This window comes from Pseudomonas sp. GL-B-26, assembly GCF_019947405.1.
Classification (GTDB): Bacteria; Pseudomonadota; Gammaproteobacteria; order Pseudomonadales; family Pseudomonadaceae; genus Aquipseudomonas.
This window is the reverse complement of the sequence record NZ_JAGYGJ010000056.1, coordinates 22431-44103: the sequence shown is the minus strand read 5'-3', so window position 1 is coordinate 44103 and position 21673 is coordinate 22431. Positions and strand designations below refer to the sequence as shown.

At 60.3% G+C, this 21673-nt stretch carries 20 protein-coding genes and 1 pseudogene; 12 read left to right on the top strand and 9 right to left on the bottom strand.

The genetic code is table 11. The features are described 5' to 3' along the window. The 4 genes and pseudogenes from KGB23_RS26435 to KGB23_RS26420 all read right to left on the bottom strand — a co-directional run. Positions 1-195 (bottom strand): annotated as a pseudogene (locus KGB23_RS26435) (IS110 family transposase); the annotation flags it as partial. A gap of 141 nt (positions 196-336) precedes the next feature. Then, positions 337-666, bottom strand: a complete 330-nt coding sequence (locus tag KGB23_RS26430) for an amidase (protein WP_223433166.1) — start codon at positions 664-666, stop codon at positions 337-339. After that, the gene (locus tag KGB23_RS26425) at positions 663-1757 is read right to left on the bottom strand and encodes a serine hydrolase domain-containing protein (RefSeq protein WP_223433165.1); all 1095 of its coding nucleotides are present in this window, start codon (positions 1755-1757) and stop codon (positions 663-665) included. The genes KGB23_RS26430 and KGB23_RS26425 overlap by 4 nt, the downstream gene beginning before the upstream one ends. A 77-nt stretch (positions 1758-1834) precedes the next feature. Continuing rightward, the gene (locus KGB23_RS26420; RefSeq protein ID WP_223433164.1) at positions 1835-2713 is read right to left on the bottom strand and encodes an acyl-CoA dehydrogenase family protein; all 879 of its coding nucleotides are present in this window, start codon (positions 2711-2713) and stop codon (positions 1835-1837) included. 154 nt (positions 2714-2867) lie between these two features. On the opposite strand from KGB23_RS26420, the gene olsB reads away from it, so the two are divergent. Beyond that, on the top strand, positions 2868-3623 hold the full coding sequence (olsB, locus tag KGB23_RS26415; protein ID WP_149629023.1) for an L-ornithine N(alpha)-acyltransferase: 756 nt from the start codon (positions 2868-2870) through the stop codon (positions 3621-3623). Then, on the top strand, positions 3623-4414 hold the full coding sequence (locus KGB23_RS26410; protein ID WP_223433163.1) for a lysophospholipid acyltransferase family protein: 792 nt from the start codon (positions 3623-3625) through the stop codon (positions 4412-4414). Before olsB ends, KGB23_RS26410 begins: the two co-directional genes overlap by 1 nt. Before the next feature lie 101 nt (positions 4415-4515). On the opposite strand, the gene KGB23_RS26405 is transcribed toward KGB23_RS26410, so the two are convergent. Beyond that, positions 4516-5091 carry an ACP phosphodiesterase gene (locus KGB23_RS26405; protein WP_076030010.1) on the bottom strand — a complete coding sequence of 192 codons (576 nt, stop codon included), beginning with the start codon at positions 5089-5091 and terminating at the stop codon, positions 4516-4518. A gap of 170 nt (positions 5092-5261) precedes the next feature. Between KGB23_RS26405 and KGB23_RS26400 the strand changes: the two genes are divergently transcribed. Genes KGB23_RS26400 through KGB23_RS26390 form a run of 3 tightly spaced genes read left to right on the top strand, consistent with a single transcriptional unit; the run spans position 5262 to position 7823 of the window. Beyond that, the gene (locus KGB23_RS26400) at positions 5262-5582 is read left to right on the top strand and encodes an ArsR/SmtB family transcription factor (protein WP_129441841.1); all 321 of its coding nucleotides are present in this window, start codon (positions 5262-5264) and stop codon (positions 5580-5582) included. A 3-nt stretch (positions 5583-5585) separates the two neighbouring features. Further along, positions 5586-6752, top strand: coding sequence for an MFS transporter (locus KGB23_RS26395; RefSeq protein WP_223433162.1), 1167 nt, complete (start codon positions 5586-5588; stop codon positions 6750-6752). A gap of 21 nt (positions 6753-6773) precedes the next feature. Then, entirely contained in the window at positions 6774-7823 is a 1050-nt protein-coding gene (locus tag KGB23_RS26390) for an alkene reductase (RefSeq protein ID WP_223433161.1), read from the top strand. A gap of 217 nt (positions 7824-8040) precedes the next feature. Here KGB23_RS26390 and emhR read toward each other — a convergent pair whose 3' ends face one another. Then, positions 8041-8673, bottom strand: coding sequence for an efflux system transcriptional repressor EmhR (gene emhR / locus KGB23_RS26385; protein WP_223433160.1), 633 nt, complete (start codon positions 8671-8673; stop codon positions 8041-8043). Between the two features lie 265 nt (positions 8674-8938). On the opposite strand from emhR, the gene emhA reads away from it, so the two are divergent. From emhA to KGB23_RS26350, 7 genes are all read left to right on the top strand, one after another. Continuing rightward, positions 8939-10096 (top strand): efflux RND transporter periplasmic adaptor subunit EmhA, encoded by a 1158-nt coding sequence (emhA, locus tag KGB23_RS26380; protein WP_223433159.1) that lies wholly within the window; start codon positions 8939-8941, stop codon positions 10094-10096. 3 nt (positions 10097-10099) lie between these two features. Further along, positions 10100-13264 carry an efflux RND transporter permease subunit EmhB gene (gene emhB, locus KGB23_RS26375; protein ID WP_223433158.1) on the top strand — a complete coding sequence of 1055 codons (3165 nt, stop codon included), beginning with the start codon at positions 10100-10102 and terminating at the stop codon, positions 13262-13264. Continuing rightward, positions 13261-14721 carry an efflux RND transporter outer membrane subunit EmhC gene (emhC, locus tag KGB23_RS26370; RefSeq protein WP_223433157.1) on the top strand — a complete coding sequence of 487 codons (1461 nt, stop codon included), beginning with the start codon at positions 13261-13263 and terminating at the stop codon, positions 14719-14721. The genes emhB and emhC overlap by 4 nt, the downstream gene beginning before the upstream one ends. A gap of 275 nt (positions 14722-14996) precedes the next feature. Beyond that, complete coding sequence (locus tag KGB23_RS26365) at positions 14997-16256, top strand: OprD family porin (RefSeq protein WP_223433156.1); 1260 nt, start codon at positions 14997-14999, stop codon at positions 16254-16256. Positions 16257-16453: 197 nt separating this feature from the next. Then, entirely contained in the window at positions 16454-17644 is a 1191-nt protein-coding gene (locus tag KGB23_RS26360; RefSeq protein ID WP_223433155.1) for an FAD/NAD(P)-binding oxidoreductase, read from the top strand. 22 nt (positions 17645-17666) lie between these two features. Continuing rightward, a complete protein-coding gene (locus KGB23_RS26355) occupies positions 17667-18050 on the top strand; it encodes a DUF1641 domain-containing protein (protein WP_223433154.1) in 384 nt (127 codons plus the stop codon). Between the two features lie 20 nt (positions 18051-18070). Next, the gene (locus KGB23_RS26350) at positions 18071-18892 is read left to right on the top strand and encodes a methyltransferase domain-containing protein (protein ID WP_223433153.1); all 822 of its coding nucleotides are present in this window, start codon (positions 18071-18073) and stop codon (positions 18890-18892) included. 150 nt (positions 18893-19042) lie between these two features. Here the strand turns inward: KGB23_RS26350 and pcaC are convergent, their stop codons facing one another. The 3 genes from pcaC to KGB23_RS26335 are packed head-to-tail and all read right to left on the bottom strand — an operon-like array spanning position 19043 to position 21628. Further along, entirely contained in the window at positions 19043-19435 is a 393-nt protein-coding gene (gene pcaC / locus KGB23_RS26345; protein ID WP_033060940.1) for a 4-carboxymuconolactone decarboxylase, read from the bottom strand. A 10-nt stretch (positions 19436-19445) separates the two neighbouring features. Continuing rightward, positions 19446-20252, bottom strand: coding sequence for a 3-oxoadipate enol-lactonase (gene pcaD / locus KGB23_RS26340; RefSeq protein ID WP_223433152.1), 807 nt, complete (start codon positions 20250-20252; stop codon positions 19446-19448). Between the two features lie 11 nt (positions 20253-20263). Then, entirely contained in the window at positions 20264-21628 is a 1365-nt protein-coding gene (locus KGB23_RS26335; RefSeq protein ID WP_223433151.1) for a 3-carboxy-cis,cis-muconate cycloisomerase, read from the bottom strand. Between the last annotated feature and the right edge of the window lie 45 nt (positions 21629-21673).

Here is a 21673-nt window from a genome sequence, read left to right as displayed (position 1 = left end):
TCGTGCCCATGCCTGAGCGCCTGGCCCGGTTTCCACCAACACCGTCACGCTCGCTGAAAGCTTATGAAGAAATGCCTGAAAGGCCTCACGTGACTTGATTCGATTCTCGAACAACACCTGACCGAGAGCATCCTCCCCGGCCAACTGAAAGACTCTTTTGGCAAGATCCACCGCAACTGTGGTGCATGCCGCCAGATCGGCTGACAAAAACTGATTGATCGTCGTATGCTTTTTCATGGCCTCGCCCTCGCTGTCGTTGGCTTCTATAAGAATGCCACCGTGGCGCACAGACGCCTCGGCTTGGGCGAGTCCATTCAATTACAGGGAAAGTGTCGTTCAGGGTGATAGGCGACAGCCTTGGCGCTCGCCGTCCCAGGTGGCGCTGTTGCTGCGGCCCATGCCGCTGACCGAAACGCGCTTGCTGGCGGGGTCATCGCTAAAGCCACTGCTCGGCAGCCACTGTTTCACATAGCCGTGGCAGTATTCGGCCGGGTTGTTCATCACGTAACGACACGAACAATATTCCTTGGCGGTATAGGCGCTGATGATGTCCGGGAACGCCCACAGCGCCACCCGTTCCTGCCAGATCCAGCCGAGCAAGGTGATCAGCAAGATCAACGACAGCGTACTGAACGGTCGCCGACGAACAATGTTGCGACGCTTCATGGCTGCCCCTTCGCGGCAAAGGCCTTGAGCGCGAGGTTGAGCAATTCGTTGTGCTGGTAGCTGCCGTCGCGATCATCGCCGTAGCGCACGATCACCAGGTTTTCGCCGGGAATCACGTACATCGCCTGACCCCAATGGCCCAGCGCGGCGAAGGTGTCGGCGGGTGCATCGGGCCAGGGTTTTGCGGCGCCTTCCACCGCGCGGTTAAGCCACCAATGGCCGCCGGGCACGGCGTCGTCCTGATTGGCTTGATAGTGGGCGAACGGTTCGCGGTTGAACGTCACCCAGTCCTTGGGCAGCAATTGCCGCTCGCCCCAGCGGCCGTCGCGTGCCATCAGCAGACCAACTCGGGCCAGATCCCTGGCGGTGAGGTAGGCATAGGACGAAGCGACGAAGGTTCCCGTAGCATCGCTTTCCCAGACGGCGTGGCGAATCCCCAAGGGCTCGAACAGAGCAGTCCATGGATAGTCCGGATACCGGCTCGGGCCGACGATGGTTTTCAACGCAGCAGCCAACAGATTGCTGTCGCCACTGGAATAACGGAATGCCTGACCGGGCTTGGCGTATTCACCGTGATCGGCGGTAAACGCGGCCATGTCCAGGTGACCGCGGGTGTAGAGCATCGCGACCACCGAGGATTTCAACGGCGCGTATTCATAGTCTTCCTGCCAGTCCAGGCCCGAGGCCCAGTGCAGCAGGTCGGCCATGGTCATCGTCGGGTGTTTTTCCAGCGGTGGATAAAATCTCTGCACCGGATCCTGAAGCTTGAACAGACCTTCGCCATAGGCCACGCCGAGGACTGTGGCCATCAGGCTTTTGCTGATGGACCAGGTCAGGTGCGGGGTGTTGGCCGTGGTCGGGCCGGCGTAGCGCTCGTAGATCAGTTGGCCGTCGCGGATCACAAGCAAGGCGTCAGTGCGGATGCCTTTTCGGGTGGCCTCATCACGGGGTGGGAAGGCGTAAGTCTCCAGCGCTTGAAGCGCCGGCCCAGTGACTGTCGGGCCGGTCGGCCATTGCTCGGCAGGCCAGTATTCGGCGTGGGCCGTGAGGCTGAGCAGGAGCATAAAAACCAGGGACAAGCCTTTGGACATGGAGGGTGCTCGGAAGGATGGACCTGCTGAGCCTAGTCGCAGTTGATGACAGTCTCTCAGCTCCTACATTGGGCGCTTCAAGCGCCAGCGAGTGCCTTTGCCAACCGCTTCCCCCGCGCACCCGCCGCCAAATCCAACACGCCCTGATCACGTTGCCACATAGCGGCCCAATGCTGCGGACCATCGGCCAGTGCCTGAGCCACCTCGGCCTTCAACCCATCGAACTGCGCAAACAAGCCACCGAGCAACACATGCCCGGACGGATTATTCGGCGCCTGCCGGCTGACTTCCGCACACCCGGCCAGCAGCGCCAGTAAACGCAGTTGCAAGGCTTGCGGCCAGTCGCTGTCCTGACCGACGCCGTACAGCCAGGCGGTCATGGCGCTCAGCACATAGATGTCTTCAAGGGTGCGGAACGGTTTGATGTAAGCATCCCAGCCATCCCCCGCCAACAGTTCGCACTGAGCGTTATCGAGAAACAGCCGACCATGACTGATGTCTGGCATCAACGGGATCGCCGGCAGTTTCTCCAGACGCACACCCGGTTCATCGGGATAAACCACCGCCAGACTCAGGCGCGGTTTTTCGTCGGGAGCTTCACTGCGGGCCGCGATCAGCAGCCAATCGGCGGCATCGCCTGCGGTGACAAAATCCTTGCGTCCGCTCAGACGCAAATCGTGCAGACGGGTCTGCATGTCCGTCACCCGCAGGCTGCGCTGTTCGGTCGCGCACAAGGCGCCGAGGCTCAGCGGCGCGCTCGGCCAGAGCATGCGCAACGCCGCCTGATAGCCCACCAGAAACGCCAGTCCCGGCGTCGACATCAAACGCCCGCCGGCCACCGCCAGTTCGAACGGTGTGACGTTGCCCAACTGGTGCAACAAGGTCGCGAAACCCTCGCCCAGGTCCGGGTTGGCGGGCAGACGATCGCGGCGGCGCAGCAGGTTTTGCCAGGGCATAAGAGGCTCCTCGTGGGCTGTCATATAAGCATCACCAAAGCTTCATGGCGATGACACCGGGGCTACATAGCCTGACTTTGCACAACACGGCTGCATAAAGAAAGTCGATCGGCTGCAACCCAAGACGGGTGACCGGCCCGTACGGAGATTCGCAATGACTCAGATCGCCCGCATCAGCGACACCGGCAATGAACGCCGCCTGCAAGCCGAACGCCTGGTGGGCGCCGAGGCCTTGCAGGAAGCCCAGGCCTTGCGCTTCAACGTGTTCAGCGGCGAATTCAACGCCAAGCTGAAAGGCGCGGAGCTGGGTCTGGACATGGATGACTATGATGTTCACTGCGCCCACATCGGCGTGCGTGACTTGAACACCGGGCGACTGGTGGCGACTACCCGTTTGCTCGACCATACGGCCGCCAGCAGCCTGGGCAAGTTCTACAGCGAAGAAGAATTCAGCTTGCATGGCCTGCTTCATCTAAAAGGCCCGATTCTGGAAATCGGCCGCACTTGCGTCGACCCGGCTTACCGCAACGGCGGCACCATCGCCGTACTCTGGGGCGAACTGGCCGAAGTGCTGAACCAGGGCGGCTACAGCTACTTAATGGGTTGCGCGAGCATTCCGATGCAGGACGGCGGCATTCAGGCCCACGCGATCATGCAGCGCCTGCGCGAACGTTATCTGTGTACGGAACACCTTCGGGCCGAACCGAAAAAACCGCTGCCGAGCCTCGACATCCCGTCCAACGTCATCGCCGAAATGCCACCGCTGCTCAAGGCCTACATGCGTCTTGGCGCGAAGATCTGCGGCGAGCCGTGCTGGGACGAAGACTTCCAGGTCGCCGACGTGTTCATTCTGCTCAAGCGCGACGAACTCTGCCCGCGTTATGCCAAGCACTTCAAGGCGGCCGTGTGATGAGTCGGTTACGGGTGTACGCGCGGATTGCACGAGTGTTGGTGGTGGTGGCGCTGGGTTTGAGCATGGCCAGTCTGTTCGGGTTGTTCGAACGTCTGGGGATTGCTCATTCGATGGTCCGTCGCCAGCGCTGGTCGCGATTTTTCATGGCGCGCCTGAGCAATGCCTTGCCCTTTCGCGTGACCGTACACGGTGAATTGCCGAAGGCGCCGATGCTCTGGGTCAGCAACCATGTGTCCTGGACCGACATTCCGCTGCTGGGCATGCTCACACCGCTGTCGTTCCTGTCCAAGGCCGAAGTGCGCACCTGGCCGGTGGCGGGCTGGCTGGCGGCCAAGGCCGGCAGTTTGTTCATTCGTCGAGGGTCGGGCGACAGCCAGTTGATTCGCAAACAGATGACCCGTCATCTGGAGCAGGAACATCCGCTGCTGATGTTCCCGGAAGGCACCACCACTGATGGCCGTTCGTTGCGCACTTTCCACGGTCGATTGCTGTCTGCGGCGATCGACTCCGAAGTGAAGTTGCAGCCGGTGGCGATTCGTTATCTGCGTGACGGAGCACTCGATTCACTGGCGCCGTTCATTGGCGATGATGATTTGCTCTCGCACTTGATGCGCTTGTTTGCCAATGATCGGGGTGAGGTGGAGATTCATTTGCTCAAGCCGATCGCGTGTGAAGGTCGAGAGCGTGCGGCACTGGCGTTCGAGGCACAGCAAGCGGTGCAGAAGGCGTTGTTTGGGGCGATTCCGCAGGCGCAACCGGAACCGCTGCGCCCCGCGATCGCGGCTTGATACAAATCCCCTGTGGGAGCGGGCTTGCTCGCGAATGCGGTTTGACAGTCAGCACATGTGTTGAATGTGAAGCAGCCTTCGCGAGCAAGCCCGCTCCCACATTAAATTCGCGGTGTCGCAGCGAATGCCTGCAACTCGGGATAAAACAACCGGAAGTCATCGCTCAACGGTTCATACAACACCCGCAATTCCTGCATCGCTGCGGCCAGTTCCTCGGGTCGCGTCAGCCGCCGTGAAATCCCTCGCAGCACCTGCTCAAGCACCGCGAATTCCCGATAAGAACCCAACCAGTCATTGGCCACCATGTGCGGCGCGATCTGCGCCAGCCGTTCCGGCAATTGCGCCTCGGCGGACAGCACCCGGTACACGCCCGAAGTGAATTGTTCCAGTGGCTGATCGGCGTACAGCGTCCAGTCACGCGCCAGGCAATGGTCGAAAAACACGTCGAGCACGATCCCGGCGTAACGCCGGCGGGTCATGGAAAACCGTGACAACGAGACGTCCACCAACGGATGGCGGTCGGTAAAGACATCGATGCTGCGATGCAACTGGATGGCCGCTTCGATCTCCGGATCGAACTGCCCTTGCAGCCGCCCTTTGACGAAATCGCCATACAGACTGCCGAGCAATTGACCGGGGCGCTGGCCACCGAGGTGCAGATGTGCGAGATAGTTCATGCGCGCAGCTTAGCACTGCGCCTTTGTATCGTTACACCCAGCATATCGTTATAACCCGATATACCGAATTACTCGGTCGTCAGACCAAAATCATATTGGTATATCGCGAAATACCGATTTAAAGTTCGCCTCATCGCGATATAGCGTTTTACTCATCACGAGCCCAAACCATGACCATCGACCTCGACGAAATAATAAAAGCCCTGGCACACCCAGTACGCCGAGACATCCTCATCTGGCTGAAAGACCCCAAAGCCCAGTTCCCGGAACAGATCCACAACCACGAGTACGGCATTTGCGCCGGACAGATCGATCAACGCTGCGGCCTGTCGCAGTCGACCGTGTCCGCCCATTTGGCGAACTTGCAACGTGCGGGACTGATCAGCAGCCAGAAAGCCGGTCAATGGCACTTCTTCAAACGCAACGAGGACGTGATCCAGGCGTTCCTCGATGCCATCGTCAAGGAGCTCAGTGCTCCGACAAGGAACTGAACAATGCCCCTCTCGCTACTCATTCTGGCCTTGAGCGCTTTCGCCATCGGCACCACCGAGTTCGTCATCATGGGCTTGCTGCCCGATGTAGCGGCCGACCTCGGTGTGTCGATCCCCGGTGCCGGCTGGCTGGTGACCGGGTACGCCCTGGGCGTGGCCATCGGTGCGCCGTTCATGGCACTGGCCACCTCTCGATTGCCGCGCAAGGCCGCGCTGGTAGCGTTGATGGGGATTTTCATCGTCGGCAACCTGCTCTGTGCAATGGCGACCGACTACAACGTGCTGATGTTTGCCCGTGTGGTCACCGCCCTCTGCCACGGTGCGTTCTTCGGCATTGGTTCGGTGGTGGCAGCAGGTCTGGTGCCGGCGAACAAGCGCGCTTCGGCCGTGGCTCTGATGTTCACCGGCCTGACCCTGGCCAACGTGCTCGGCGTTCCGCTGGGCACTGCGCTCGGTCAGGAAGCCGGCTGGCGTTCGACCTTCTGGGCGGTGACCGTGATTGGTGTGATCGCGTTGATCGGCCTGATCCGCTTCCTGCCGGCCAAGCGCGATGAAGAGAAACTCGACATGCGCGCCGAACTGCGTGCCCTCAAAGGCGCCGGGATCTGGCTGTCCCTGAGCATGACCGCGTTGTTCGCAGCTTCCGTATTCACCCTGTTCACCTACGTCGCCCCGCTGCTCGGCGATGTCACCGGCGTCTCGCCCAACGGCGTGACCTGGACCCTGATGCTCATCGGCCTGGGCCTGACGGTCGGCAACATCATCGGCGGCAAGCTGGCTGACAAAGGCATGGCCGCAACGTTGATCGGCGTCTTTATCTCGATGGCCGTGATCTCGACCGTGCTGACCTGGACCAGCGTTGCGCTGATTCCTACCGAAATCACCCTGTTCCTCTGGGCCACCGCGTGCTTTGCCGCCGTGCCCGCCCTGCAAGTGAACGTGGTGACCTACGGCAAGGCCGCACCGAACCTGGTGTCGACCCTGAACATCGGCGCTTTCAATGTCGGCAATGCACTGGGTGCCTGGGTCGGTGGCAGCGTCATCGCCCACGGTTTCGGCTTGACCAGCGTTCCTCTCGCGGCAGCTGCACTGGCGGTACTCGCCCTGCTGGTGACCCTGATTACTTTCCGTCAGAACGGTGATCCCGAACTGGCCCCTGCTACCAACTGATCTCTACAAGAGAGCTATTTCATGACGACTATTTTCGATCCGATCAAACTGGGCGACCTTGAGTTGGCCAACCGCATCATCATGGCGCCGCTGACCCGCTGCCGCGCCGACGAAGGCCGCGTGCCAAACGCGCTGATGGCCGAGTACTACGTACAACGCGCCTCGGCCGGCCTGATCCTCAGCGAGGCCACCTCGGTCACGCCGATGGGCGTCGGCTACCCGGACACCCCGGGTATCTGGTCCAACGATCAAGTGCGTGGCTGGGCCAATGTGACCAAGGCTATTCACGGCGCGGGCGGCAAGATTTTCCTGCAACTGTGGCACGTCGGCCGTATTTCCCACGGGTCGTACCTGGGTGGTGAAGCGCCGGTCGCACCGAGCGCCATTCAGCCAAAAGGCCATGTCAGCCTGGTTCGCCCACTGGCCGACTTCCCAACCCCACGCGCCCTGGAAACCGCTGAAATCGCCGACATCGTCGACGCCTACCGCGTCGGTGCCGAGAACGCCAAGGCGGCCGGTTTCGACGGAGTGGAAATCCATGGCGCCAACGGTTACCTGCTCGACCAGTTCCTGCAAAGCAGCACCAACCAGCGCACCGACAACTACGGCGGTTCCGTGGAAAATCGTGCGCGCCTGTTGCTGGAAGTGACCGATGCCGCGATCGAAATCTGGGGCGCGGGCCGTGTGGGTGTGCACCTGTCACCCCGTGCCGATCTCCATGACATGGGCGACGACAACCTGTCCGAGACCTTCACTTACGTCGCTCGCGAACTGGGCAAACGTGGCATCGCCTTCATCTGCTCCCGCGAGAAAGAAGATGGCGACAGCCTGGGTCCACAATTGAAAGAAGCGTTCGGCGGCCCTTACATCGTCAACGAACGCTTCACCAAGGACAGCGCCAACGCCTGGCTGGCCAGCGGCAAGGCTGATGCAGTCGCTTTCGGCGTGCCGTTCATTGCCAACCCGGACCTGCCGGCACGTTTGAAGGCCGATGCGCCGCTGAACGAGCCACGTCCTGAGCTGTTTTATTCCAAGGGCGCGGTCGGCTACATCGACTACCCGGTGTTGTAAGCGCCCCCCTTTGAAACGCAAAAGCCCCGACTCGAAAGAGCCGGGGCTTTTTTGCAACCGGGTTACTCACAAAATCGCTACAAATCAGGTAGCTCACTACCTATCAACCTGGCGAGCGTACGTATATAAAAGCAACCCATTGCAATCAGGCGAGCGTCAGGATGTTCCTCATCCGCCTCAAGTGTTGACACAACCGGATCCAATTACGCATTTTGTTTCATTTGCGCAGGCTGGGGCTGAAGCGCAGCATGTCCAACCCTGTATCGACCCAACGCTCGGCTTCGATGTGCAGTTCAAAGCTGTCGGGCGCCAAGAGCCACTGGTACAGGATGCCGTCAATGTACGCATGCAGGCTGATGGCTGCGCGGGCCGTATCGAGGCTTTCCGGTAACTGCCCCCGATTGACCGCATTACTCAGCGCCAGAGCGATTCGCACATTGCAATCAAGGCTGACCGCTCGGCGCTGCTGGCGCAGGTCGCACATTTCATCGGTGAATTCGCACTTATGAAACAGAATCTCATTGATGCGTCGGGTTTTCGGATCCAGGGCAACTTGATGAAACAAATGAATCAGCAGCTTGCGCATGCAGCCCAAGGGGTCGAGTTCATCTTCGCTTTCACTGGCCTTGGCCATTTCATCCAGCGGTTCATGCAAGGTATCAAGCATGGCCTGCACCAGATCCGCCTTGTTGCTGAAATGCCAGTAGATGGCCCCGCGCGTGACCCCGGCCAAAGTAGCGATATCCGCCAGTGTCGTGCGCGCCACGCCCCTTTCGTAAAAGGCTTTTTCTGCCGCTTCCAGTATCTGGCTGCGGGTTTCTTGAGCTTCCTCTTTGGTACGACGGACCATGGCAATACAACCTCAATCAGGATGCTTCAGCGATGCCTGAACATCCGCTGAATAAAAGTGGGGCGAGCGTTCTTGGGCGTCGTCCCCGGCCTACAATTCGAACCCTTGAACGGCTTTTGTAATGGTGTGGATACGCGGCCAAGGTATTTACAAACAACCATGAACGTAAGTATATTCCTTAGCAAGCTACTTATCCACTCAGCGCACATTTTTTACCTTTCCACATTTCTAGTGCGCAATTTGCGCGCCTGACCCGAGGATTTTCATGCAATTCAAGCCAGCTGTTACCGCTCTGGTCACCGCCCTCGCCTTGGCATCGCTGCTCAGCGGATGCAAAAAGGAAGAGGCGGCACCTGCCGCACCACCCCCTCAGGTCGGCGTCGTTACTCTGCAACCTCAAGCCTTCACCCTGACCTCCGAGCTTCCGGGCCGTACCAGCGCGTACCGCATCGCCGAAGTTCGCCCTCAGGTTAACGGCATCATTCTCAAGCGCCTGTTCAAGGAAGGCGGCGACGTCAAGGCCGGCCAGCAGCTGTATCAGATCGATCCGGCCGTTTATGAAGCCACCCTGAAAAGCGCCGAAGCCAACCTGCAACAGACCAAATCGATTTCGGATCGCTACAAGCAACTGGTCAGCGAACAGGCTGTGAGCCGTCAGGAATACGACACGGCCCTGGCCAACCGCTTGCAATCGGAAGCCGCCCTGCAAAGCGCCCAGATCAATGTGCGTTACACCAAGGTTTACGCGCCACTCTCCGGCCGCATCGGCCGCTCGACCGTGACCGAAGGCGCGCTGGTCACCAGCGGCCAGGTCGACGCGATGGCGGTGATTCAGCAACTGGACCCGATCTACGTCGACGTGACCCAGTCTTCGGTAGAGCTGCTGGAACTGCGCCGCGAACTGGAAAGCGGTCGTCTGCAAAAATCCGGCGACAACGCGGCCAAGGTCAAGCTGACCCTCGAAGACGGCAGCCAGTACAAACAGGAAGGCAATCTCGAGTTCTCGGAAGTCTCGGTAGACCAGACCACCGGTTCCGTGACCTTGCGTGCGGTATTCCCAAACCCTGATCACACCCTGCTACCAGGCATGTTTGTACACGCCCAATTGCAGGCCGGGGTGAACAGCGCGGCGATCCTCGCCCCGCAACAAGGCGTGACCCGTGACCTCAAAGGCACCCCGACCGCGCTGGTCGTCGGTCCGGACAACAAGGTCGAACTGCGTCAGCTCAAGGCCAGCCGCACCGTCGGCAACCAATGGCTGATCGAAGACGGCCTGAAGGCCGGCGATCGCCTGATCACCGAAGGGCTGCAATTCGTCAAACCTGGCGTCGTAGTAAAGGCCAGTGAAGCGACTAACGTTGGCGCAAAGAACCCGGCCCCCGCACAGGTAGCTAACAAGGCTTCCAGCGGCAAAGGGGAGTAAACCATGTCCAGATTTTTTATCGACCGTCCGATTTTTGCCTGGGTAATTGCCCTGGTCATCATGCTGGTCGGGGCACTATCGATCCTCAAACTTCCGATCAACCAATACCCGAGCATTGCGCCTCCGGCCATTGCCATCTCGGTGACCTACCCGGGCGCGTCTGCACAAACCGTGCAGGACACCGTGGTGCAAGTGATCGAGCAACAGCTCAACGGTATCGATAACCTGCGTTATGTCTCGTCGGAAAGTAACTCTGACGGCAACATGACTATTACCGCGACCTTCGAGCAGGGCACCAACTCCGATACCGCGCAGGTTCAGGTCCAGAACAAGCTGAACCTGGCCACCCCGCTGCTGCCGCAAGAAGTGCAGCAACAGGGTATCCGCGTGACCAAGGCAGTGAAAAACTTCCTGATGGTGATCGGCGTTGTGTCGCGCGACGGCAGCATGACCAAGGACGACCTGTCCAACTACATCGTGTCGAACATGCAGGACCCGATCTCGCGCACCGCCGGTGTCGGTGACTTTCAGGTCTTCGGTGCGCAGTACGCGATGCGGATCTGGCTCGACCCGGCCAAGTTGAATAACTTCAACCTGACTCCGGGCGACGTAAAAACCGCCATCGCCGCGCAGAACGTTCAGGTGTCGTCCGGCCAACTCGGTGGTTTGCCTGCTGTCGCCGGCCAACAGCTGAACGCGACGATCATCGGCAAGACCCGCCTGCAAACTGCCGAGCAGTTCAAGGCCATCCTGCTTAAGGTCAACAAGGACGGTTCACAAGTACGTGTCGGCGATGTGGCGGATGTTGGCCTGGGCGGCGAAAACTACTCGATCAGCGCCCAGTTCAACGGCGCCCCGGCCTCCGGTCTGGCGGTGAAACTGGCGAACGGCGCCAACGCCCTCGACACCGCAAAAGCCCTGCGCAAGACCATCGAAACCCTCAAGCCGTTTTTCCCGGAAGGGATGGAAGTGGTGTTCCCGTACGACACCACGCCAGTGGTGACCGAGTCGATCAAGGGCGTGGTTGAAACCCTGGTCGAAGCGATCGTGCTGGTGTTCCTGGTGATGTTCCTGTTCCTGCAAAACTTCCGCGCCACCGTCATCACCACGATGACCGTGCCAGTCGTATTGCTGGGTACCTTCGGGATCCTCGCGGCGTTCGGCTTCAGCATCAACACCCTGACCATGTTCGGCATGGTGCTGGCCATCGGTTTGCTGGTGGACGACGCCATCGTCGTGGTGGAAAACGTCGAACGGGTCATGAGCGAAGAAGGCCTGTCACCCAAGGAGGCCACCAAGAAATCCATGGGGCAGATCCAGGGTGCACTGGTCGGTATCGCCCTGGTGCTGTCGGCGGTACTGTTGCCGATGGCATTCTTCGGCGGTTCCACCGGTGTGATCTACAAACAGTTCTCGATCACCATCGTCTCGGCCATGGCCCTGTCGGTACTGGTCGCACTGATCTTTACCCCGGCGCTCTGCGCCACCATGCTCAAAGCGATTCCCAAGGGTGAGCACGGCGTCCCGAAACGCGGATTTTTCGGCTGGTTCAACCGCAACTTCGACCGTAGCGTGAAAAGCTACGAACGCGGCGTTGGCAACATTCTGCGCAACAAGGTGCCGTATCTGCTGGTGTACGTGATCATCGTCGTCGGCATGATCTGGTTGTTCCTGCGTATTCCATCCGCGTTCCTGCCGGAAGAAGACCAAGGTGTACTGTTTGCCCAGGTGCAAACCCCGGCCGGTTCCAGTTCCCAGCGCACGCAAGTTGTCGTGGACGAGATGCGTGAGTTCCTGCTGCGTCCGGGCAAGGACGGCGGTGAAGGTGACGCGGTGGCCTCGGTGTTTACCGTAACCGGCTTCAACTTCGCCGGCCGCGGTCAGAGTTCGGGTATGGCGTTCATCATGCTCAAACCGTGGGACGAACGTAACGCCGACAACAGCGTGTTCAAAGTCGCGGCCCGTGCCCAACAGCATTTCTTCACCTTCCGTGACGCCATGGTGTTTGCGTTCGCACCTCCGGCGGTGCTGGAACTGGGTAACGCCACCGGTTTCGACGTGTTCCTGCAAGACCGTGCCGGTATCGGTCACGAAGCACTGATGGCTGCACGCAACCAGTTCCTCGGCATGGCGGCGCAGAGCAAGGTGCTGTCGCAGGTCCGCCCGAACGGTCTGAACGACGAACCGCAATACCAACTGGAAATCGATGACGAGAAGGCCAGTGCCCTGGGCGTTACCATCGCCGACATCAACAGCACCCTGTCGATTGCCCTGGGCAGTAGCTACGTCAACGACTTCATCGACCGCGGTCGGGTGAAGAAGGTGTACGTGCAAGGCCAGCCGGGCGCGCGCATGAGTCCTGAAGACGTCAAGAAATGGTATGTGCGCAACAGGGCCGGCACCATGGTTCCGTTCTCGGCGTTCGCCAAAGGTGAGTGGATTTACGGCGCACCGAAGCTGTCGCGTTACAACGGCGTAGAAGCGATGGAAATCCTCGGTGCCCCGGCACCCGGTTATTCCACCGGTGAAGCCATGCTCGAAGTCGAAGCCCTGGCCAAGAAACTGCCGGCCGGTGTCGGTATTTCCTGGACAGGCCTGTCGTACGAAGAACGACTGGCGGGTTCGCAGGCTCCGGCGCTGTTCGCGTTGTCGATCCTGATGGTGTTCCTGTGTCTGGCCGCGTTGTATGAAAGCTGGTCGATTCCGATTGCGGTGGTGCTCGTGGTGCCGCTGGGGATTATCGGTGCGTTGATGGCGACCAGCTTGCGCGGTCTGTCCAACGACGTGTACTTCCTGGTGGGTCTGTTGACCACCATTGGTCTGGCGGCAAAAAACGCCATTCTGATCGTCGAGTTCGCCAAAGACCTGCATGAACAGGGCAAGAGCTTACAGGAGGCCGCCATCGAGGCTTGCCGCATGCGTTTGCGTCCGATCATTATGACCTCCCTGGCGTTTGTCCTCGGCGTCGTGCCTCTGGCCATTTCCACTGGCGCCGGCTCGGGTAGCCAACACGCCATCGGTACAGTGGTGATCGGCGGTATGATCACCGCCACCGTATTGGCGATATTCTGGGTCCCGCTGTTTTTCGTCACCGTGTCGGCCATGGGGCAGCGCAAAATCGCTGACCAGGACGACGCTCTAGAACCTTCTAAAGAGGCTGGCTTATGAGCAAGTCGCTACTCTCCTTGGCTGTTGCCGCCTTCGTGCTCGGTGGCTGCTCGCTGATACCCGATTATCAGCAGCCTGAAGCACCGGTGGCGGGCCAGTACCCGCAAGGTCCGGCGTATTCGCCGGCCCAGGCGCCTGCCCAGGCTGCCGCCGAACAGGGCTGGAAGCAGTTTTTCCATGACCCGGCGCTGCAACAGCTGATCCAGGTCGCCCTGGAAAACAATCGTGACCTGCGTGTCGCGGCGCTGAACATCGACGCGTTCGCGGCTCAATACCGCATCCAGCGTGCCGATCTGTTCCCGGCCGTGTCGGCAAACGGCACCGGCAGCCGCCAGCGGGTCCCGGCTCGGGCCTCGCAGACAGGCCAAGCGGACATCACCAGTTCCTACTCGGCCACGGTCGGCATCAGCGCGTATGAACTCGACCTGTTCGGTCGGGTTCGCAGCCTGAGCGAAGAAGCGCTGCAGAAATACTTCGCCACTGAAGAAGCGCGCCGCAGCACCCAGATCAGCCTGGTGGCCAGTGTGGCCAACGCCTATCTGACCTGGCAGGCCGACAAGGAACTGCTGAAACTGACCCAGGACACCCTCGCTGCGTTCGAGGAGAGCTACAAGCTCACCGCCCGCAGCAACGAAGTGGGTGTGGCCTCGGCCCTGGACCTGGCCCAGTCGCGTACCTCGGTGGAAAACGCCCGCGCACAAATGGCCAAGTACACCCGTCAAGTCGCCCAGGATGAAAACATCCTGGTGTTGCTGCTCGGCACTGGCGTCCCGACCAATCTGCAAGCAGCCAAGCCATTGGCTGACGACCTGCTGAGCGACGTGCCGGCCGGTCTGCCATCGGACTTGCTGCAACGTCGTCCGGACATCCTCCAGGCCGAATACAACCTGAAAGCCGCCAACGCCAACATCGGCGCGGCGCGGGCTGCGTTCTTCCCGAGCATCAGCCTGACGGCCAACGCCGGGACCCTGAGCCCGGACCTGTCCGGTCTGTTCAAGGGCGGTTCGGGCACCTGGCTGTTCCAGCCGCAGATCAACCTGCCGATTTTCAACGCCGGCAGCCTGCGCGCCAGCCTGGATTATTCAAAAATCCAGAAAGACATCGGCGTGGCGAACTACGAGAAGTCCATTCAAACGGCCTTCCAGGAAGTCGCCGACGGCCTGGCCGCCCGCCAGACCTACACCGATCAGTTGCATGCCCAGCGTGATTTCGTCAGCGCGAACCAGGACTACTACCGTCTGGCCGAGCGTCGTTATCGCATTGGTGTCGACAGCAACTTGACCTTCCTCGATGCCCAGCGCCAGCTGTTCAGTGCCCAACAAGTACTGATCACCGACCGTCTGGCGCAACTGGTCAGTGCCGTCAATCTGTACAAGGCACTGGGCGGTGGCTGGAACGAGCAGACGGCGAAGAACGAGCCGTTGAAAGAAGAAGCGCCGAAGATGAAGTTGTTCTGATAGCGCTGTAAAACAAGAAGCCCACCTTTGGTGGGCTTTTTGTTTTGGCGTTCGATAATCGCCCACAACCCGCTTTAGCTGATTGAACCATCTGGTACATTCCCCGCACCATTCGTCGCACAAGACCAATAACAACAGGTTCGACACCATGCCCCCGCGCCCTGCCCTGTCCGGCTGATCCCCTTCGTTTTTGCCCTGATTTCAAATTTTTGTCTGCAACCCCAGGTTGCGGCAGCGCCCCGTTTCACGCCTAAAAACTAGAGAGACCCGAGCACATGACACCTTCCACCACGCAATACTGGTTCCCCAGCCTCATCGCCGTTGCACTGGCCAGTACGGCTCTGCCCGCCATGGCCGAGGAGTCAGGCTTTGTCGAAGGTGCCAAGGTCAACCTGAACCTGCGCAACTTCTACATCAATCGCAATTTCACCAACCCGACCAAAGCTCAGGGCAAGGCTGAAGAATGGACACAAAGCTTCATCCTCGACGCCAAGTCCGGGTTCACTCAGGGCACCGTCGGGTTCGGCATGGATGTGCTGGGGCTGTACTCGGTGAAACTCGACGGCGGTAAAGGCACGGGTGGTACGCAGTTGCTGCCGCTGGATCACGACGGTCGCCCGGCGGACAACTTCGGTCGCACCAACGTGGCGTTCAAAGCCAAGCTGTCGCAGACCGAAGTGAAGGTGGGCGAATGGATGCCAGTGCTGCCGATCCTGCGTTCGGACGACGGCCGCTCCCTGCCGCAAACCTTCCGTGGTGGCCAGATCACCTCGAAGGAAATCGACGGTCTGACGCTCTACGGCGGCCAGTTCCGCGCCAACAGCCCGCGTGACGACAGCAGCATGAACGACATGTCGATGACCGGAAAACCGGCGTTCACTTCCGACCGTTTCAACTTCCAGGGCGGCGAATACGCCTTCAACGAGAAGCGCACCCAGATCGGTGTGTGGAACGCCGAACTCAAGGACATTTACAGCCAGCAATACGTGAATCTGATTCACAGCCAGCCCATCGGCGACTGGACCCTGGGCGCCAACCTCGGTTTCTTCTACGGCAAGGATGACGGCAGCGCCCGGGCCGGCGAGCTGGACAACAAGACCTGGTCAGGCCTGTTCTCGGCCAAATACGGCGGCAACACCTTCTATGTCGGCCTGCAAAAACTCACCGGCGACAACGCCTGGATGCGAGTCAATGGCACCAGCGGCGGCACCCTGGCCAACGACAGTTACAACGCCAGCTATGACAATGCGAAAGAAAAATCCTGGCAGGTACGTCATGACTACAACTTCGTCGCCCTCGGCATTCCCGGCCTGACCCTGATGAACCGCTACATCAGCGGCGACAACGTCCACACCGGCACCATCACCGACGGCAAGGAGTGGGGCCGCGAAAGCGAACTGGGCTACACCGTGCAGAGCGGCGCGCTCAAAAACCTCAACGTCAAATGGCGCAACTCGACCATTCGCCGCGACTTCAGCAACAACGAGTTTGATGAGAACCGGTTGATCGTCAGCTATCCGATCAGCCTGCTATAACCGCGTTCAGGCAGCGACCGCAGGATTAAGGCGGTCGCGTGCCTCTCACCGCTGGTCGGTACAAACTGGCGCTTTGTGTGTTCACAGATACAGTCAGGAAGCGTGTTTAGTTCTCCATCCTGATGTAGGAGCCCCTTTTTTTCTTCCGTTATCTCCGGATGCTGTACGCGAAGCTGCCATGACCACGGAGGTCAGGTATGAGCAAGCGAATAGTTATCGTCGGTGGCGGCGTAGGTGGAACGATGTTGGCCAATCAACTGGTCAGCAAGCTGTATCCAGAAATCCTGCGCGGCGAAGTCTCGATTGCACTACTGTCCAATTCCCCCGATCACTACTACAAACCTGCGTTCATGTACGTGGCGTTCAATCAGTTCTTTGAAGAAGAACTCAAGCGCCCGGAACGTTCACTGTTGCGCCCGGAAATCAGCTTTTACGTCGAAGAAGTCACGGGTTTCGATTTCCCCGGACAATGCTTGAAAACCCGCAGCGGCAAGCGCTATGGCTATGACTTTCTGGTCATTGCCACCGGTTGCGTGCCCGCGCCGGAGCGCATCGAAGGCTTGAAAGAAGCCGGCGACCACTTCTACCAATATCAGCCCGCCCGGCAGTTGGCAGAACGGCTGAGCACGATCAAAAAAGGCCGGATCTTCATCACGGTGTCTTTCCCGCAGACACCCAACGTGCCGCACCAATGCGGCATTGCGCCGGTAGAAACGACGTTGATGCTCGACGACTTCCTGCGTCGTCGGGGCGTGCGGGACCAGGTGGAAATCGTCTACACCTACCCGACCACGGCTCAGTTACTGCGTAACTGCCTGTTCCTGCAACGCCCCACCGGGGAAATCCTGCCCGGCATTTTCGAGCAGAAGAACATCCGCTTCCAACGCGGCTTCACCCTCAGCCGTGTCGATCCCGAGCGAAAAATTGCCTACTCCGAAGAAGGCGAAGAGCAACCCTTCGACATCCTGATGGCGACTCCGCCGATCCGCGCTGTCGATGCCGTACTTGAGTCCGGTGTTTCAAAAGCGCCCAACAACGAAGGTTGGCTGCCGACCCACCACGAGACCCTGCAGGTCTACGGCCTGGAACACGTCTACGTGATTGGCGACACCGTCGATCTGCCGGTGAGCAAGGCCGGTGGTGCCTGCCATAACCAGGCGCCGGTCATCGCCAACAACATTGCCGCCGAGATTCGCCTCGGCGCGCCCAACAGCGTCTACGACGGGCGGGTTCAGGCCGTGGCACAGATGGGTCTCAACGCCGGTATGCCGCTGTGGTACGACTACGCCCATGACGTCCTGCCGACACCGCCGACCAAACTCGGCGGTCTGCTGAGAAATGGCTTCAATCGTGGCCTGTACTGGGCGGTTGCCCGTGGAATGCTTTGATCCGCTCAGGGAGGCGTAAACAATGACGAACCTATCAGATGAAACGCTGGCGACCAGCGCTGCCGGCATGCCAGCGACGCCGGGACTCGTCGCCTTGATGGCAAAACTTCAGCCACTGATCGACGACGGTCGGCTGGACAACATTGTCGATGTGCTATCGCTGGTCTCGGACATGTCCGACCTGCTGGACGCAGCGATGGTGGAAAAACTGGCGCGGCTGTTCGAAAACGCTACGGCGGCCACCTGGACAGTCAGTAACGCCGTGCGCCTGGCCAAGGCCGAGGTCGCCGCCGCCCCCGAGCCGCCGGGGGCCTATGCGTTGATCAAACTGCTGAACGACCCGGACACGCGCAAAGGCGTGGCGGTTGTCCTGAAAACACTGAATGTCATCGGAAGACAACTGTAACCGCCAGAGAGGATCACCTCATGAGCGTCAAACTTGAATCGGCAGGGAAAGCCTGTACCGACTGGGACGCCAAGGCGTACCAGCAGTTTTCCCGCCTCAGGCAACGACCGGTCAATGAATTGCTCGACCGTGTCGAACTCAAACAGCCCAAGCGCATCTACGACCTGGGATGCGGCACCGGCATCGCCACGCAACTATTGGCCAAGCGTTGGCCTCGAGCGCAGTTGCAGGGCATCGACAGTTCGGAGCAAATGCTGGACGAAGCCCGTTGCCTGCCGATCAAGACGTTGTGGAAACAGTGCGATCTACTCGACTGGCAACCCGAACAACCGGCGGACCTGCTGTTCGCCGCCGCCGTACTGCACTTCGTCAGTGGTCACGAACAGTTGTTGCCGCGACTGCTCGGCCAGCTCAATCCGGGTGGATGCCTGGCAGCGCACATGCCCGACTGGCGGGATGCGCTGTGGTATCAACTGATGCTCGACACCCTTGAGGATGCAGGCCCCGGTGGCAAACCACTCGGCACCCCGCTGTTGCGCGAGGCCATGGCTGCGCGGCCGCTGTTGTCTTTGGAAAGTTACTACCGGTTGCTCTCACCGATCACCCGGACACTGGATATCTGGGAGACAGAGCAGCTCCAGGTTGTCGACGGCAAGTCGCCCATCTATGACTGGGTCAAAGTCTCGGCGCTGCGGCCGGTGATGCAGGCGCTGAAGGATGATGAACAGGCGCGGTTCATTTACCACTACCTGATGCGCGTGCATGCGCATTACCCGCCGGAGAGCGACGGGCACACGTTGTTTCCGTTCAAGCGGATATTCATTGTCGCCACCGTTGATTAAGTATCAAGGCGACTACCGCCTTCGCGAGCAAGCCCGCTCCCACATTCGACCTCATTCTCCCAGGAGGAACTCGGTTAAATGTGGGAGCGGCGGTGCGACGATTCGACTTGCTCGCGAAAGCGTCAGCTCAGATACCGCAAATCGCCAGGATCACTCCCGCGATTCAACCCCCAACTCATCCCACACCGACTCCGCCAGATGGAACGTCGCATTCGCTGCCGGAATGCCGCAGTAGATCGCGCTCTGCATGATCACTTCCTTGATCTCGCCGCGGGTCACGCCGTTGTTCGCGGCGGCGCGCAGGTGCAGTTTGAGTTCTTCGTTGCGGTTCATGCCGATCAGCATGGCCATGGTGATCAGGCTGCGGGTATGACGCGGCAGCCCCGGACGGGTCCAGATGTCGCCCCAGGCGTGACGGGTAATCATTTCCTGAAACTCCGAGTTGAACTCGGTCAGCGCGTTCAGGCTGCGGTCGACGTGGGCGTCGCCGAGCACTGCACGGCGGACTTTCAGGCCTTCGTCGTAACGTTGTTTCTCGTCCACAAAATAACCCTCAATGACCTGACAAAAACGCCAACACGCGTTCGCTGAATGCAGCACCGGCCTGGACGTTGGACAGGTGCGCCGCATAGAACTCGGCGTACTCGGCGCCCTGCACATGTTCCTGAATGAAGTGCCCACCGGACGGTGGCGTGACCGCGTCTTCGGTGCCGGCGATGACCAGCAGCGGCACCTTGATCGAGGACAGCTGATCGCGGAAATCGGCATCGCGCACGGCGGCACAGTTCGCCGCATACCCTTCCGGCGAGGTGGCCGCGAGCATGTCAGTGATCTTCTTCGCGGCAGCAGGATTGGCTTGAGCAAAATCCACGGTGAACCAGCGCGCAATCGACGCATCACGCAAAGCGACCATGGCGGCCGGACCGTCACGCAGCACGGTTTCGATCCGCGGATTCCACACCGACGGATCACCGATTTTCGCTGCGGTGTTGCACACCACCAGTTTGTTCAGGCGATCACCAGCGTTGATCCCCAGCCACTGGCCGATCAAGCCGCCCATGGACAGGCCGCAGAAATGTGCGCGCTCGATGTGCAACGCATCCAGCAGCGCCAGCACGTCATGACCCAGTTGCTCGATGCTGTACGGCCCCGGTGTGACCAGCGATTTGCCATGGCCACGGGTGTCGAAACGCAGCACGCGGAAATGCTCGGTGAACGCCGCAATCTGCGCGTCCCACATGTGCAGGTCGGTGCCCAGCGAGTTGGACAACACCAGCACCGGCGCATCCGCCGGGCCATCGAGTTGCGGCCCTTGAATTTGGTAGTGCAGTTCGCCCTCGGCGAGTTGTACGAAAGCCACAGCAATCTCCTTCAGGCAGTCAACGCAGAATGTTCAGCCACCGCTCGCTCGACCCAGGTATGGGCCTGACCGAGGTAATGGGCGGGGTCCAGCAGATGATCGAGTTCAGCATCCGACAGTTCGGCGGTCACTTGCGGCTCGTCGCCGAGTACCGCTCGCAGATGACGTTGTTCAGCCACTGCGCGCTTGCAGCATTGCTCCAGCAAATGGTGCGCTGTGTCGCGCCCCACTCGTTGGGCGAGGACGATGCTCACTGCTTCGGCAAGCACCAGGCCTTGGGTCAGATCGAGGTTGCGGGCCATGCGCTCGGCGTCCACTTCCAGTCCTTCCGCCACCAGCCGCGCCTGCTTCAGGCTGCCGGACACCAGGCAGCAAATCTCCGGCAGGGTTTCCCACTCGGCATGCCACAGGCCCAGACTGCGCTCGTGTTCTTGGGGCATGGCGCTGAACAGGGTCGAGAGTAAACCGGGTACGCGAGTCGCAGCACCGATCAACACCGCCGCGCCCACCGGGTTGCGTTTGTGCGGCATGGTCGAAGAACCGCCCTTGCCCGGCGCAGAAGGCTCGAACACTTCAGCGGCTTCGGTCTGCATCAACAGGCTGATGTCGCGGCCGAGTTTGCCGAGGCTACCGGCGATCAATCCCAGTACCGAGCCGAACTCCACCAAGCGGTCTCGCTGGGTGTGCCAAGGTTGATCCGGCAGTGTCAGTTTCAATTGTTCAGCCAGCGCTTGGGCTATCGGCATCGCCTGCTCGCCGAGGGCCGCGAGGGTTCCAGAGGCGCCGCCGAATTGCAGCACCAGCAGTCGCGGCTTGAGTTCCCGCAGACGCTGACGACTGCGAGTGACAGCGCCCAACCAACCGGCGATTTTCATGCCGAGGGTGACGGGCGTCGCGTGCTGCAACCAGGTGCGCCCGGCCAGCGGTGTGGCGACGTGACGCTGGGCTTGGGCCGAGAGGGTTTCGCCCAATTGCGCCAGATCGCTTTCGATCAGCTCCAGCGCACGGCGCAGTTGCAACACCAGACCGGTGTCCATCACGTCCTGGCTGGTCGCGCCCAGATGCACATAGCGCTCGGCTTCGGCATTGTTGGCCGCGATCTGCTTGCCCAACGCCTTGACCAACGGAATCGCCGAATTGCCGGCCGTGGCAATCGCCTCGCCGAGGGCGACAAAGTCGTAATGCCCGGCCTGACAGGCCGCTTCAATCGGCGCGACAGCCGTCTGCGGGATCAGCCCGACTCGCGCCTCGGCACGGGCCAGTGCTGCTTCGAAATCAAGCATCGCTTGAACCCGACCCTGATCGCAGAACACCTCACGCATATCGCGGGCAGTGAAATAGGCATCGAACAATTGATTGCCCGGTCGCTCGTTCATAAACAGTCCCTGGAGGCGTGGGCCGGTCAGGCCCACGGGTAAAGA